Source organism: Natrinema sp. CBA1119 (genome assembly GCF_002572525.1).
Lineage (GTDB): Archaea > Halobacteriota > Halobacteria > Halobacteriales > Natrialbaceae > Natrinema.
In genome coordinates this window covers 3,077,773-3,091,243 of sequence record NZ_PDBS01000001.1, presented here as the reverse complement: position 1 = coordinate 3,091,243, position 13,471 = coordinate 3,077,773, and the positions used below count along the sequence as shown (strand labels likewise).

Genomic DNA, 13,471 nt, shown 5'->3' with positions numbered 1-13,471 from the left:
CGGGCGTCAGTTGGGTGGGCACCTCGTTCAACCAAGCAGCTGATAGAGGCCGCTCGCAGCGACGGCGAGAAACAGTAGCACGCTCGAGAGCACCGGATCGATGCTCGAGACGACCGGCAGTCCGAGGCCGGCGAGCGCGATGATCGCGAGCCCGAGCAGACAGAGCCCGAGGTGAAGCCCCAAGACGCGCGAGTGGTCGTCGTTGTGTCCGTCGACGTACTGGAGGACCTCGTCGAAGTGACGACCGGGCTGGATCGTCTTCGCGTCGGAGTCGTACTCGATCACGGCGTCTTCCTCGAGCTGGGGGAGATGCGTCTGTTGGAGGGAGACGTAGACGCTCTTGTAGAGGTTATTCGGGACGGGCGTGGTATCGGATTCCGTCGCAGCGATCTCGGTCGCCACGTCGGAGACGTCGATCTGTCCGCCTTCCTCCGCGAGCAGCTGGACGATAGCCCGCCGTCTATCGTTACCGAGGATGTGAAAGACCTCGCTCTCCTCGAGCGGCTCAGTTCTGTTCGTTTGAACTGACATCGATCAAAGAGAAAGGGCAAGGGTACTCGAACGGCCGTCCACCACCTGTGACCATGTCTCCCCATTTCTCCCACCACTACCTTTAACTTTTGCAGGTTACGCCATCGCCCGAGTCGGACTGTGTGACCGGGATCCGCGCGAGGGGAGTAGGAGACGGATACAGTCACTCGAGCCATCGGTTCCGCCCACCGGTCACAGCGTGGCCGGACGATGTGGCAAACCGTGTCCGGAAGACGTAACGAACGGAGCGGACGGGAGAAAACCCCTCGAGTCGCCGAACGTATCGGTCACCCGTCTCGAGGGGGGACAGGAGTGGGGTGGTGTCGAAACGAAAAACGGAGCGGACCGGAGGCGATCAGTCACCCGGGAGATGACCGCCGGATTGCATCTCCCGATAGGTCGTACAGGATGGACAGCCGTGGACGATGTCGCCGTTGTCACCGAAGACACGCGCGAACTGCTGCGTTACATGCGTTCCGCAGTTTCGACATCGAGCACCGGCTGTCGACGATTCCATGGGCTTCCAGTCGTGTTGTGTGGAGTTCATGGGTTGTAGGGGGTGTACTCGGACGGATACGATCGGGGACGCAACTGACCGGATGGACCGACGCCTGACTCGATCCGGTCACGAGGCGGCCGATCTGACGCGATACCCGTCCGGGCATCATCGTATCGAGGGGAGCAATCGCGAATAAAGGACGTTGACCGTTCACCCGAGAAGCCGGTCTGAGAACCGGGAAACAACCGGTTTCCGGGCAGTTTGGCCCCGTAGAAGCGCCGATACCGACGTGTAGTCGAACACCACCCGATCGACCTCAACCAGAATTCAGCCGTATTAGGTAGTCAAACAGGGGATTGACCGGTTCGTGGAATCGTCGAAAGCTGTACTTTCCGGATCGAAATACGATCTTACGTCGCGGAACAAAATGGCGACGGACGATAAGGTACATCGTTATAAAATACCACTATCGCTTACCGATTTTTGTGCTGGAATGTAATGGTGGAACCGCCGACAGTGGTGGTCCGGCGACAGAGCCTCCCGAATCGTCACCTCTTACACAGAGCGAACGAACCCTGCCCGTCCTGGACGGGTGACTACGACTATGTCAACGCAAGCAAGTAACACGCGATCCGAGTCGACTGCCAATCCAGCGGCCAAACTCGATGTCCTCGGTGACGACTGCGCACGGACGATCCTTATCGCCACGAGCGAAGGGCCAAAGACGGCAAAGGAACTGACAAAACAAACGGACAGCTCGTCGGCAACGGTCTACCGACGAATCAACAACCTCCTCGAGAGCGATCTCCTGGCGGAGTGCGTGCGGTTCGAGAACGACGGTTCCCATACGACCGCCTACGAGACGACTGTCGACGCCCTTCGCGTTCGGATCGACGCGGACGGCATCAACGTTGTCATCTCTGATAACGACAGCTGATCGGCCTCGGATGGGCCACGGATGTGGTGTCTGCCCGGTGAAACGACTGTTTCTGACACCGCTGATGACCGCCTCGACCGCCGACCCGATCGACGCGTCGGAGATCGAGTAATAGTCTGTGAATCCGCAGTTTCACTCGAGTAATACCCCACGAAATGACGGAACGGACAGTGTATGAGACGGATAACAAATATCTATTCACTGGAACGGTCAGTGTGATTGAGCAATGCACGATCTGACCGGCTTCCAGCGCGACCTGCTCTACGTGATCGCAGGTGCCGACCGACCGTCGGGGCAGACCGTCAAAGACGAAGTCGAGAAGTACTACAGTTCGGAGATCAACCATGGACGGTTGTATCCGAATCTGGACACGCTCGTCAACAAGGAACTGGTCGAGAAGGGACAACTCGACAGGCGAACGAACTACTACGCGATCACTGATGCCGGTCGACAGCAGATCGAAGATCGTCGGGAGTGGGAGGGACAGTATATCGACTTCTAGGGCGACAGGTGGCCATGGACGGCGGCAGACTGCGAGTACAGTCGGTCTCACAGTGACCCGTGTCTCTCCCACCGGACGACAGTTTTCATTCTCGCGGTAACGCGGCCATAACAAAGCACGGAAGAGTGTATCGCTCCAACGAGAATGGCACTCGTCTTGTCCGCACAGGGATCAAACGTTGCACGACGAACCCCGGTGGATCGTCGATGAGTCATCGAACGAGTAGTCGGACGCGGCTCGCGTTCGTTCGCCGGTACCCGTTCGATCTCGCGGCCGTCTCGATCGGTGCAGTACTCGCGTTCCTGATCGTGACGGCGTTCGAGTCCGGAAACGGCCTTCGATTGTTCGTTACGATGCCGCTTGCTCTGTTTCTCCCGGGCTACGCGCTCGTTTCGGTCCTGTTTCCGGCCCGCGAGCGGGACGCGCGGGAAACGGCGGCGACGGCCGCCGAGGCCCGTCCCCGCGGAATCGACATCACCGAACGCGTCGGTCTGGGATTCGTCCTCTCGCTCGCGATCGTTCCGCTGGCCGTACTGCTCTTGCCGATCACCGGCTGGGGGCTGACAACTGCGTCGATCGCAGCGGCGCTCGCTCTCGTGACGGTCGTCGCCGCCCAACTGGGCGTCGTGCGACGGCTCCGGACTCCGGACGCCGAGCGGTTCAGCATCTCCCCGATCTCGAGTCTAGGACGCCTCCGCGGCGACGAGAGCGCGGTCGCGACGGCGTCGTCGGTACTGCTCGTGGTCGCGATCGGAACGGCGGTCGGCGCGTTACTCGTTGGATTTTTGCTGCCCGTGGCGGGCGGTGGGTACACCGAACTTGCGTTGTACAGCGAAGACGAAGACGGCGAACTGGTCGCCGGCGCGCTGCCGAGCGAGGTCGAGCCGGGCGAGTCGATCCCGCTAACCGTCTCGATCGAAAACCAGGAGGGCGACCAACAGCGCTACACGGTCGTGGTCCAGGAACAGGTCGTCGAAGACGGCGAGGTGGTCGAACGAACGGAGTTACGACGGATCGACGCGACCGTCTCGGACGGCGCGACCGCGAGCGGGGAACGATCGGTGACGCCGACGGCAGGACCCGGCGAAACGGTCAGGATCAGTATGTTGCTCTATCAGGGCGAGCCGCCGGCCACGCCGACGAACGAAAACGCTGCGGAGGAAACCCACTTCTGGGTGGAAATAACCGAGACGTAACGACTCCCGCAGGGCCCCCGCCGTGGACGTAATCGCCGATCGGGGACGGTATCGAATTCCGTGGGTGGGCCACTCCGTTTTGGGCGCGTTTGACGCGTTCGATGCCGACGAAATACTGTCCTACTGCTTCGAGACAGCGGTATCAACTCGAGTCGGAGCGACCCCCCGAGTCGGAAGTGACCACCCGAGCTGGAGCTACCCCTTCGAGACGGCGGGGATGAATCAGCCAGCGACGGAACAGACGGCTGCCGTCCGGCGGATGGGCTGCGCTCACATCGGTTCGGAATAGATTCCAGACGCGCCGAGATGGCCAGAGGGGTGCGTGTCGGCGCGAACGGGGATGGCGAGGATAGCGAACGACGACGGAAGTCGGGCGCGGAAAACGCTCTTACCGGCTCGCGAAGCCGAACGGAAGGTCCAGATCCGGACGGCGGGAGACGTGTTGTACCGCCGAGAGGACGAGGACGACGAGACAGAGTGCCAGTGCGACGATCGGTGCCAGACCGGTCGTCAGGGGGCCGACTGCGAGCAACGACAGCCCAAGCGCGACGACGCCGACCGCCGTCACCGCCGCGTAACTGCGATGCCACGCCCGATCGTTCTCGAGGTGGCGGTCGAGGTACGGCTCGAAGCGGTCCTCGCTTGGCAGCAGTTCGATCGTGTGCCCGTCGGGATCCCAGTCGACGATGTCGTGGTCCTCGAGCATCGGCAGATGGGTCTGGTACAGCGAGATGTACACTCGCCGGCGCTGGGTTCGAGTCACGTCGTCGGGCTCGGTGTCGTTTTCCCACGCGGCGACCTGCTGGACGAGCGGCGCGAGATCGCAGGAGCCGCCCTGCCGTTTCAGGTACTGGACCGCCCGTCGTCGCCGCGCGTTGCTGAAGACGTCGAATAGCTCGGCTTGCGTGAGTTCAGTCTCAGACATGGCTGCTCTCGTCGTGTCGTCTCGAGTCCCGGTTCCGTCTGACGGGTGTAGTCGGATACCTCACACCAGCGAATGCCAGACTGTGTCACTTTACTATCGCTCGGCTACCCGCGGGAAAGGGAATTGTACCAGTTGGCGTCCGTGACAGACGAGAAATACGATGTTTCAGCGTCCGAACGCGCGCTGTGCGCTCGTCCGCGGCCGCGATCACCAGGCTCACGACGATAGCAGGGTGTGCGGTTTCACTGCCACCGTAGCCACGAACTACGCCCCCTGCAAGCCGGGGATAACAAAGCCTCGCTACCGGCTGTTTCAGCACGATTACCCACGCGGGTATCGATTGACTATGAAACGAATACGCGACCGACCACGACGCCGAGTAGCGGCTCGAGCGCACGCCACGATTCACCGTCGCGGTCGCTCGAGCGACGTCCGGGGGAGCCGCGACGACGGAGGCGAACCACGATGAGCGAGGCGGTACGAGAGGTCGTCCGCGGCGACGGCTGTACGATCGACGCCGAGGCGACGGTCGGCTACGGCGAGTTCGACGAGCCGACTCGGATCGGCGACGACGCGACGATCAGGGCGGGCTCGATCGTCTACGGCGACGTGACGATCGGCGACGAGTTCGCGACCGGACACGACGTCCTCGTCCGCGAAGGGACGACGATCGGTGACGACGTACTCGTCGGAACCAAGACGGTCATCGACGGGCAGACGACGATCGGCTCGCACGTCAGCCTCCAGACCAATGTCTACGTGCCGACCGAGACGACGATCGGCAACAACGTCTTCGTCGGACCCGGGGCCGTCCTGACCAACGACGAGTACCCGATACGGACCGACGACGGACTCGAGGGGCCGACGATCGAGGACGGCGCGTCGATCGGCGCGAACGCGACGCTGTTGCCCGGCGTCACGGTCGGCGAGAACGCGTTCGTCGCCGCCGGAGCCGTCGTCACGGACGACGTTCCGGCCGACAGTCTGGCCGTCGGCACGCCGGCGACCGTCCAGGAGTTACCGGAGCCACTCGAGGGGGCGAACCAGCTCGCATGACTGACACCGAAACGAACCGAGAGGCGGAGACGGGTATCGATGCCGCCACTGGTGCCGATACCGGGGCCGAGACGGTGGACGCCGATACCGAACCCGAGACGGTAGACGCCGATACCGAACCCGACCGCGACGCGACCCCCGTTCCGATCGCCGACCCCCAACTCAGCGCTGACGCCGTCCGGCGGGTCGAATCCGTTCTCGAGGACGGCCGACTAGCGGACGGGCCGGAAGTCAGGGCCTTTGAAGAGGAGTTCGCAGCCTACTGTGGCACCGACGACGCGGTTGCGACGGCCAACGGAACGACCGCGTTACACGCCGCCCTCGAGGCGATCGGACTCGAGGACGGCGACGCGGTGATCACGTCGCCGTTTTCCTTCGTCGCGAGCGCGAACGCGATTCGACTGGCGGGCGGCAAACCCGTCTTCGCCGATATCGACCCCGAGACCTACACGCTTGATCCGGCCGACGTGGAGCGGGTGCTCGCCGAGCGCGACGACATCGCCGGACTCCTGCCGGTTCACCTCTACGGACTGCCCGCGGATATGCCGGCGCTGTGTGACATCGCCGACGAGCGCGACCTGTTCGTCCTCGAGGACGCGTGTCAGGCCCACGGCGCGAAAGTCGACGGCGAGCGAGTCGGCACGTTCGGTGACGCGGCCTGCTTCTCGTTCTATCCGACGAAGAACATGACGACCGCCGAGGGCGGAATGATCGTCACCGACCGCGACGATGTCGCCGAGCGCGCCGCGAGCTACGTCAATCACGGCCGGGACGTGAACGGGACCGGCGGCTACGACCACGTCGCTCTCGGGCACAACTTCCGGATGACCAGCATCGAGGCGGCGATCGGCCGCGTCCAGCTCGAGCGGCTGTCGGAGTTCAACCGAGCCCGTCGCGAGAACGCCGCCGCGTACGACGAGCGGTTCGCCGACCTCCCGCTCGAGACGCCGACGGAGCCGACCGGCGCTCGCCACGTCTACCACCAGTATACGGTTCGGACGGGAGATCGGGACGCCCTCGAGGCGGCCCTCGCCGATCGCGATGTCGGGACCGGGATCTACTACGAGACGCCGATTCATCACCAGCCGGCCTACGAAACGGTCAGCACGGCCGCGGCGCGGCTCCCCCGCGCGGAACGGGCGGCCGAGGAGGTGCTCTCACTGCCCGTTCACCAGGGCCTGTCGACACGCGACAGGGAGACTGTCGTCGAAGCAGTGCGGGATCACGTTACCAGCCAATGAGTACGGACAGAACGACTGACGGGACGACCGACGAACAGATTCGAGCCGGCGTCATCGGCGTCGGCTCGATGGGCGAAAACCATGCGCGCATCTACGCTGAACTCCCACGCGTCGAACTCGTCGGCGTTACCGACCACGACGACGGGATCGCGCGGCAAGTCGCCGACGAATACGGGACCGAACCGGTCGATCTCGAGACGCTGTGCGAGCGCTGTGACCTCGTGACGGTGGCCGTTCCGACCCACGCACACTACGAGACGGTCTCGACCTGTCTCGAGGCGGGTGTCAACGTACTGGTCGAGAAGCCGATCGCGGAAACCGTCGAGCAGGGCCAGAAACTGGCCGAACGGGCCCGCGAGGCGGGACTCGTCTTGCAGGTCGGTCACATCGAGCGGTTCAACCCGGCGGTGCAGACGGTCGCGGAACTGATCGACGAGCTGGACGTAATCAGCATCGAGGCCCACCGGCTCGGCCCGCCGATCGACCGGACGGCACCGGGTAACGTGGTCTTCGACCTGATGGTCCACGACGTCGATGTCGTCGGCTCGATACTCGACGAGAAACCGCACTCGGTCGCCGCGATGGGGGCCGAGAACGGTCAGTACGCTACCGCGACGATCGAGTACGACGACGTTATCGCGACGGTGACGGCGAGCCGCGTCACCCAGAAAAAGGTCCGGAAGCTCACCGTCACCGCCCGCGAGTGTCTCGTCGAGGTCGACTACCTCGAGCAGTCGGTGTTGATCCACCGCGATTCCTACCCCGAGTACCTCACGAACGACGGCCAGTCCCGCTACCGCCACGAGAGCGTCGTCGAGCGACCTCGCGTCGACACCGGCGAACCGCTTCGAAACGAACTCGAGTCGTTCGTCGAGGCGGTTCGCACCGGCACCGAGCCGGAGGTGACCGCCGAGGACGGGATTCAGGCCCTCGAGACGGTCCAGTTGATCGATCGGCTCGCGATGGGGCCGACGGACGAGACGGACGACGAACCGACCCAAGAGCCGGAGGTGGAAGCCTGATGTCGGACACCGCTGGCAGCGGCCGCGACGCGACCGATTCCCGGACTACCGACGGGCTCTACGGCTCGAGCCAATCCTCCGACCGTCAGCGTGATCGCCTGACGAGCGGCGACGTTCCGGTCGCCGTCTACGGTCTCGGCAAGATGGGGCTCCCGCTCGCGGCGGTCTACGCAGAGACCACGGGGAACGTAACCGGCGTCGACATCGATCCAACCGTCATCGAGACGATCACCGACGGCGAGAGTCACGTCGTCGGTGAACCCGGCCTCGCGGCCCTCGTCGCCGACCAGGTCGATGCGGGCCGACTCGAGGCCACGACCGACGGGACGGCTGCGGCGTCCGCGGCACGAATTCACGTCATCATCGTCCCGACGCTGCTGGACGACGAGAACGATCCGGATCTGACGACGGTCGAGTCGGTCGCCGACGACATCGCCGCCGGTCTCGCTCCCGGCGATCTGGTGATCGCCGAGTCGACGTTACCGCCGGGGACCTGTCGCGACGTGCTCGAGCCCCATCTCGCGAGCGAGAGCGGCCTCGAACCGGACGAGTTTGGGCTCGCGTTCTGTCCCGAACGGACATCCTCGGGAACGGCACTACGGGACATCCGCGGCCAGTATCCGAAGGTCGTCGGCGGCGTCGATCCGGAGAGTACGCGCGCGGCCGCGGTCGTCTACGACGAGCTCTCGGACAACGAGGTTCATCCCGTCTCGGACGCGACGACGGCGGAGGCCGTCAAGGTGTTCGAGGGCATCTACCGTGACGTAAACATCGGCCTTGCGAACGAGTTGGGGCTGCTCGCGGACGAACTCGACGTTTCGACCCGCGAAGCGATGGATACGGCGAACGAGCTGCCGATGTGTCAACTCCACGACCCCGGCCCGGGCGTTGGCGGGCACTGCATTCCGTATTACCCGCACTTCCTGCTCGGCCGAACCGACGAGCCGATGACCGTCACGGAGACGGCTCGCCGAGTCAACCACGCGATGCCGTCGGTCGTCGTCGATCGACTCGAGCGCGAACTCGCGCGGGTGGACACCGACATCGAGGAGGCATCGGTCGTCGTTCTCGGCGTCACGTACCGTCCCGGCGTCGAGGAGACGCGCGCCTCGCCCGCACTGGGGATCATCGACGACCTGCTCGAGCGGGGAACCGACGTCGCGGGCGTCGATCCGCTCGTCGATCCGGCCGACTACGGCGCGCGCCCGGTGACGATCGAGGAGCTGTCGGACGAAGTATTCGACGCCGCCGTGATCGTCACTCCCCACGAGGCGTTCGATCGAATCGACTGGGGTGGCCTCGAGCCGATGGTCGTCATCGACGGGCGAGATGCGGTCGACCTCTCGGAGACGCCCCATCGGGAGTACGACCTCGCCGGCTCGAGCGACGGGCGGCCGCCGCGGGAGTCGCGGGACCCCGACGACGGTATCGAACGCGACGGCGCTAATCGCGATGGGACCGATCGCAACGGCACCGATCGCGACGGCACCGAGCGCGAGACGTCGGCGGCGACGAGCGCGAGCACCGACGGAGGAAACGATGTATAAGGGAAAGCGGATCGGCGTTGTCGTAACGGCCTACGACGAAGCGTCGTTCGTCGGTCGTGTCATCGAAACCGTTCCGGAGTTCGTCGATCGGATCTATGCGATCGACGATAGGTCACCGGACGAGAGCTGGCAGGTGATCCAGCGCGTCGCCGAGCGGGTCAACGCGTCGGCCGAAAGCGACGCGACCGAACCGGCGGTCGCGGTGGCCGACGGCGGCGACGACCGGCGCGTCGTGCCGATCCGTCACCAGGAAAACCGCGGCTACGGCGCGGCGGTCAAGACCGGCTACCGCCGTGCGACGGAGGAGGGAATGGACGTCGTCGCCGTCATGAACGGCGATGGCCAGATGGACCCCGCGATCCTCGATCGAATCATCGATCCCGTCGTGACCGGCGAGGCCGACTACGCCAAGGGGAATCGGCTGCTTCGACCCGAAGACCGCGAGGATATGTCGACGTTCCGGTTCGTCGGGAACGCGATCCTCACCGGACTCTCGAAGTTCGCGTCGGGCTACTGGTCGATCGGCGACCCGCAGAACGGGTACACCGCCATCTCGCGGGACGCGATCGAGCGACTCGATCTCGAGGCGATCACCGACCAGTACGGCTTTCTGAACCACCTCCTGACGCACCTCAACGTCGCGGGCTGTCGGGTCGCGGACGTACCCATGACGGCGGTCTACGGTGATGAGGAAAGCAGCATTCGGTACATCCCCTTCGTCCGGTACGTCTCCCTGTTGTTACTCCGGAGCTTCTGCTGGCGGCTGAAAACGCGGTACGTGGTCAGATCGTTCAATCCGGCCATCGTCCACTACGCCGTCGGCTCCGGGGGGCTGGCCGTCGGGCTGGCGGGAGTCGGTGGCTCGCTCGTTCGAGTCGCCCGCGGCAACGGGGCCGCGACGGCGAGTCTCGCCTCGTTCGCTGCGATTCTGATCGGGCTCGTCTCGCTCGGCAGCGCTATCCAACTCGACGCCGAGGCGAACGAGGATCTCGAGCTTCCGTGTGACAAACGCGACGCGACGACTGATCGGACAGTCGGGCGCGACGATGGACCGCCGGCTCAATCGATCGAGTGAGTGACGATCGCGTCGCTCTCGCAGGTCGGACACTGAGTGGTTCCGGCCGAAACGTTCGTTCCACAGTCACGACACTCGTGGACGACCGTAACGGATCGGACGCCATCGCCGCTTTGTGCGGCAGTTTCTGGAGTGTCCGTCGTGGTTTCGGACCCGGAGAACAGTTGACTAAGTAGTGTGGAGAGACTCATAGAACGGGGTTGTCGGCCCTATTCCAGAGATAGGTATAAGCGTTTCGTGAGCCGGACGATACGCTCATCGTTCCGTATGCTTCAACGGTAGCAGTAGATGTGATGTGAGTTACCACCGTAAATTTCTACCAGAAACAGCTCGTTCCCGGAGTCACATCGTCTGCGAACGCGGCTGCAACGCTCGCTTCGTCGAACGGTCGAGACGGTCGACCGTTCCCCGAGAGCGGGCGACGTCGACGAGCAGATCGGTGAGGCTCACGAGATCCCCGACGTACTCCCGTCGCCGCCGCTGCCAGCGCTCGTCGGCCTCGTCGTCGGCGAGGACCTCGAGAGACCGCTCGCAGACCGCGTCGTACTCGTCGAACTGCTCGGCGAGGCCGGCGCGCTCGAGTTCCTGGAACTCGCCGTACTCGTGACGGTCGGTGCCGCGGTAGCGAAAGGCGGGCGTTCCGAGTAGTGCGGCCTCGTTGACCATCGTCCCGGTGTCGGCGACCAGCAGCGAGGCCTCGGCCATCGCGTCGTGAATCAGCGCCGGGTGGAGATCGTACGCCCGCGCGGGGAGGTCCCGGAGGTCCATCTCGTCTCCCTCGTCGGAGACAAAGACGGTCGCTTCCTCGCTCAGTCGCTCGATCAGGTCACGTCGCTGTTCGGGGCGGAACCCCTCGAGGTCGGCGTCGTGGAGGGCATCGAGGGCGTTGAATCGGACGATTGCGTACGGTTCGTCCGGAGTCACCCCAAGGTATTCCAGAACGTCGGCGTTCGGCTCGAAAACGTCGGGGTGGAGATAGGCGCACTCCTTGAAGCCGTCGAAGGTGTAGTGGGCGTCACCGAGATCGCGGCGCGTCACCGCCGGGGAGAGAATGCAATCGGCGAACGGCCGAGAAACGGTGTGGTTGAAGTCACCGGGCTCGTCGTCGAGGACGAGCACGACTGGGGTTCTCGTCAGCGTACCGGCGGCGGCCGCGTAGGGTCCCCTGCCGAAGATTACGTCGGGACCGAACCGGATCGCTTCGGTCGCGATCGTCAGGAACTGGCCCCCTAACTCGCGTGCGAACCCCAGTTTCGAGTACCGCTCCGTTTCGTGATCGCCGTACACTCGGTACGGCATGTCGAAATAGTCGAGTAGGTCGGTCGTACAGGCGTAGCGCCGAGTGAGCACGAGCACGTCGTGGCCCGCTCGCTCGAGGCGGTCGACGGCGTGTCGATACAGATGGACGTGAGCTGGCGTATTCGCCAAGACGAGGATCCGCATCGCTGCGAACTACCCCATCTCGACCCTTTGTAATCCCATCGCTACGGGGGACGCCGACCGGAAGCCACCGTATACGAATCCCACATCTAGATGTACGTGAAGGAAAACTCGCGTGGGTTGAGCGGATAACAAAACGGATCCAGTCCGTTTCGTCCGGTACTCGAAATGGACGTTCTCACGCTCACTGCGTACGCCGACGCCCCGTTCATGGTTCAGCAGATGGACGCGCTCGAGGAGCGCGGCGTCTCGTTTACCACGATGTCGGTGGCCGGTGAGATCGACGCCGAAACCGACCGGAGTCCGGTAGATTACATTCGGACGGTTCCGGAGATCATTCGGGAAGCGGGAAACGGCTACGATCTGATCCACGCCCACTACGGATTGACGGGGCCGATAGCGCTCGCACAGCTCCGCAAACCGGTCGTCCTCTCGCTGTGGGGGTCGGACGTCCACGGCCCGGTCGCACCCGTCAGTCGTGCGTCTGCGCCGCTCTGTGACGAGGTCGTCGTCATGTCCGAGGAGATGCGTGCGGTACTCGGCCGCGACTGTCGGGTGATCCCCGACGGCGTCGACCTCGAGACCTTTCGCCCGGAGCCCCGGGACCGAGCCAGAGCGCGGGTCGGCTGGGACGACGATGTGGACGCGTACGAGGTCCTCTTTCCCTACTCGCCCGCGCGCGGAGTGAAAAATTATTCGCGGGCCGAGCGCGTGGTGACCGTGGCCGACAACCTCCTCGAACGACCCGTGCGACTCCGGACCGTCTCCGGCGTCGATCACGATGCGGTGCCCGACTACATGAACGCCGCCGACGCGCTCCTGTTGACCTCTCACAGCGAGGGGTCGCCCAACTCTGTGAAGGAGGCCCTGGCCTGCAACCTCCCCGTGGTTGCCGTCGATGTCGGCGACGTTCGGGAGCGCCTCGCCGGCGTCGAACCCTCCCGCGTCGCCGCGAGCGACGAGGAACTCGTCCGGGGACTCATCGACGTCCTCGAATCCGGCGAGCGATCGAACGGCCGCGAGGCCGCCCGCGAGGTGAGCATCGACCGGACGGCCGATCGGATGCTCGAGGTCTACGAGGCGGTCGCGGGGCAGGTCATCGAGACCGCAGACGACAGGGAGAAACAGCAGGTACAGGGGACGGCACGGATCGAGTGACGGCAGAAGAGTCGTAGCTGTATCAGCGTACGTGCTCGGTCGCTTACTTTCGGCCTTCGTCGAGACCGGCTTCACGCAGTTCGTCCATGGATGCAGCTTTCAACTCGTCGCTGGCCGCGTTCCGTAGTGACTCGAGCGGATCATCGGGGACAGGCATGAGTTTGATACCGTCCTCCAGTTCGACGAGCCGATACCGCTCACCGAAGCGCTCACGGACTGCCTTCGGGATCGTAATCCGCCCGCGCTCGTCGGTCGTGATCTCGGACATACCTATCTAGCGTCGACGGGCGGGCGAGAAAGTAATCTACTCCCACTTTCCGCTCTCAAATGGGAATCGAAAAC

At 64.2% G+C, this 13,471-nt stretch carries 15 protein-coding genes; 9 read left to right on the top strand and 6 right to left on the bottom strand.

Annotated elements, in window-relative coordinates:
• Positions 1–27: 27 nt before the first annotated feature.
• Complete coding sequence (locus tag CP556_RS15345) at positions 28–531, bottom strand: DUF7344 domain-containing protein (protein ID WP_098726401.1); 504 nt, start codon at positions 529–531, stop codon at positions 28–30.
• Between the two features lie 355 nt (positions 532–886).
• Positions 887–1,048 carry a DUF7563 family protein gene (locus CP556_RS27560; RefSeq protein ID WP_007109247.1) on the bottom strand — a complete coding sequence of 54 codons (162 nt, stop codon included), beginning with the start codon at positions 1,046–1,048 and terminating at the stop codon, positions 887–889.
• Positions 1,049–1,634: 586 nt separating this feature from the next.
• On the opposite strand from CP556_RS27560, the gene CP556_RS15340 reads away from it, so the two are divergent.
• The 3 genes from CP556_RS15340 to CP556_RS15330 all read left to right on the top strand — a co-directional run bounded on the left by CP556_RS15340 (position 1,635) and on the right by CP556_RS15330 (position 3,665).
• Positions 1,635–1,967 carry a winged helix-turn-helix domain-containing protein gene (locus tag CP556_RS15340; RefSeq protein ID WP_098726400.1) on the top strand — a complete coding sequence of 111 codons (333 nt, stop codon included), beginning with the start codon at positions 1,635–1,637 and terminating at the stop codon, positions 1,965–1,967.
• Positions 1,968–2,193: 226 nt separating this feature from the next.
• Positions 2,194–2,469: a PadR family transcriptional regulator gene (locus CP556_RS15335; protein ID WP_098726399.1), complete on the top strand. Its 276-nt coding sequence runs from the start codon at positions 2,194–2,196 to the stop codon at positions 2,467–2,469.
• A gap of 206 nt (positions 2,470–2,675) precedes the next feature.
• Positions 2,676–3,665, top strand: coding sequence for a DUF1616 domain-containing protein (locus CP556_RS15330; protein WP_098726398.1), 990 nt, complete (start codon positions 2,676–2,678; stop codon positions 3,663–3,665).
• 388 nt (positions 3,666–4,053) lie between these two features.
• On the opposite strand, the gene CP556_RS15320 is transcribed toward CP556_RS15330, so the two are convergent.
• On the bottom strand, positions 4,054–4,590 hold the full coding sequence (locus tag CP556_RS15320; protein WP_098726396.1) for a DUF7344 domain-containing protein: 537 nt from the start codon (positions 4,588–4,590) through the stop codon (positions 4,054–4,056).
• Positions 4,591–5,055: 465 nt separating this feature from the next.
• Between CP556_RS15320 and CP556_RS15315 the strand changes: the two genes are divergently transcribed.
• Genes CP556_RS15315 through CP556_RS15295 form a run of 5 tightly spaced genes read left to right on the top strand, consistent with a single transcriptional unit; the run spans position 5,056 to position 10,531 of the window.
• Entirely contained in the window at positions 5,056–5,646 is a 591-nt protein-coding gene (locus CP556_RS15315; protein WP_098726395.1) for an acyltransferase, read from the top strand.
• Complete coding sequence (locus CP556_RS15310) at positions 5,643–6,887, top strand: DegT/DnrJ/EryC1/StrS family aminotransferase (protein WP_098726394.1); 1,245 nt, start codon at positions 5,643–5,645, stop codon at positions 6,885–6,887. The genes CP556_RS15315 and CP556_RS15310 overlap by 4 nt, the downstream gene beginning before the upstream one ends.
• Entirely contained in the window at positions 6,884–7,909 is a 1,026-nt protein-coding gene (locus CP556_RS15305; protein ID WP_098726393.1) for a Gfo/Idh/MocA family protein, read from the top strand. The genes CP556_RS15310 and CP556_RS15305 overlap by 4 nt, the downstream gene beginning before the upstream one ends.
• Positions 7,909–9,456 carry a nucleotide sugar dehydrogenase gene (locus tag CP556_RS15300; RefSeq protein ID WP_098726392.1) on the top strand — a complete coding sequence of 516 codons (1,548 nt, stop codon included), beginning with the start codon at positions 7,909–7,911 and terminating at the stop codon, positions 9,454–9,456. Before CP556_RS15305 ends, CP556_RS15300 begins: the two co-directional genes overlap by 1 nt.
• The gene (locus CP556_RS15295) at positions 9,449–10,531 is read left to right on the top strand and encodes a glycosyltransferase family 2 protein (RefSeq protein WP_098727427.1); all 1,083 of its coding nucleotides are present in this window, start codon (positions 9,449–9,451) and stop codon (positions 10,529–10,531) included. The genes CP556_RS15300 and CP556_RS15295 overlap by 8 nt, the downstream gene beginning before the upstream one ends.
• On the opposite strand, the gene CP556_RS26755 is transcribed toward CP556_RS15295, so the two are convergent.
• Together CP556_RS26755 and CP556_RS15285 are read right to left on the bottom strand one after the other, a co-directional pair.
• Positions 10,516–10,722, bottom strand: a complete 207-nt coding sequence (locus CP556_RS26755) for a hypothetical protein (protein ID WP_098726391.1) — start codon at positions 10,720–10,722, stop codon at positions 10,516–10,518. The two genes, CP556_RS15295 and CP556_RS26755, sit on opposite strands and share 16 nt — an antisense overlap.
• Positions 10,723–10,873: 151 nt before the next feature.
• Positions 10,874–11,974, bottom strand: coding sequence for a DUF354 domain-containing protein (locus CP556_RS15285; protein ID WP_098726390.1), 1,101 nt, complete (start codon positions 11,972–11,974; stop codon positions 10,874–10,876).
• 165 nt (positions 11,975–12,139) lie between these two features.
• Here CP556_RS15285 and CP556_RS15280 point away from each other — a divergent pair, with 165 nt between their 5' ends.
• Positions 12,140–13,129 (top strand): glycosyltransferase, encoded by a 990-nt coding sequence (locus CP556_RS15280; RefSeq protein ID WP_098726389.1) that lies wholly within the window; start codon positions 12,140–12,142, stop codon positions 13,127–13,129.
• Between the two features lie 43 nt (positions 13,130–13,172).
• Here CP556_RS15280 and CP556_RS15275 read toward each other — a convergent pair whose 3' ends face one another.
• Positions 13,173–13,397: an AbrB/MazE/SpoVT family DNA-binding domain-containing protein gene (locus CP556_RS15275; protein ID WP_176548215.1), complete on the bottom strand. Its 225-nt coding sequence runs from the start codon at positions 13,395–13,397 to the stop codon at positions 13,173–13,175.
• Between the last annotated feature and the right edge of the window lie 74 nt (positions 13,398–13,471).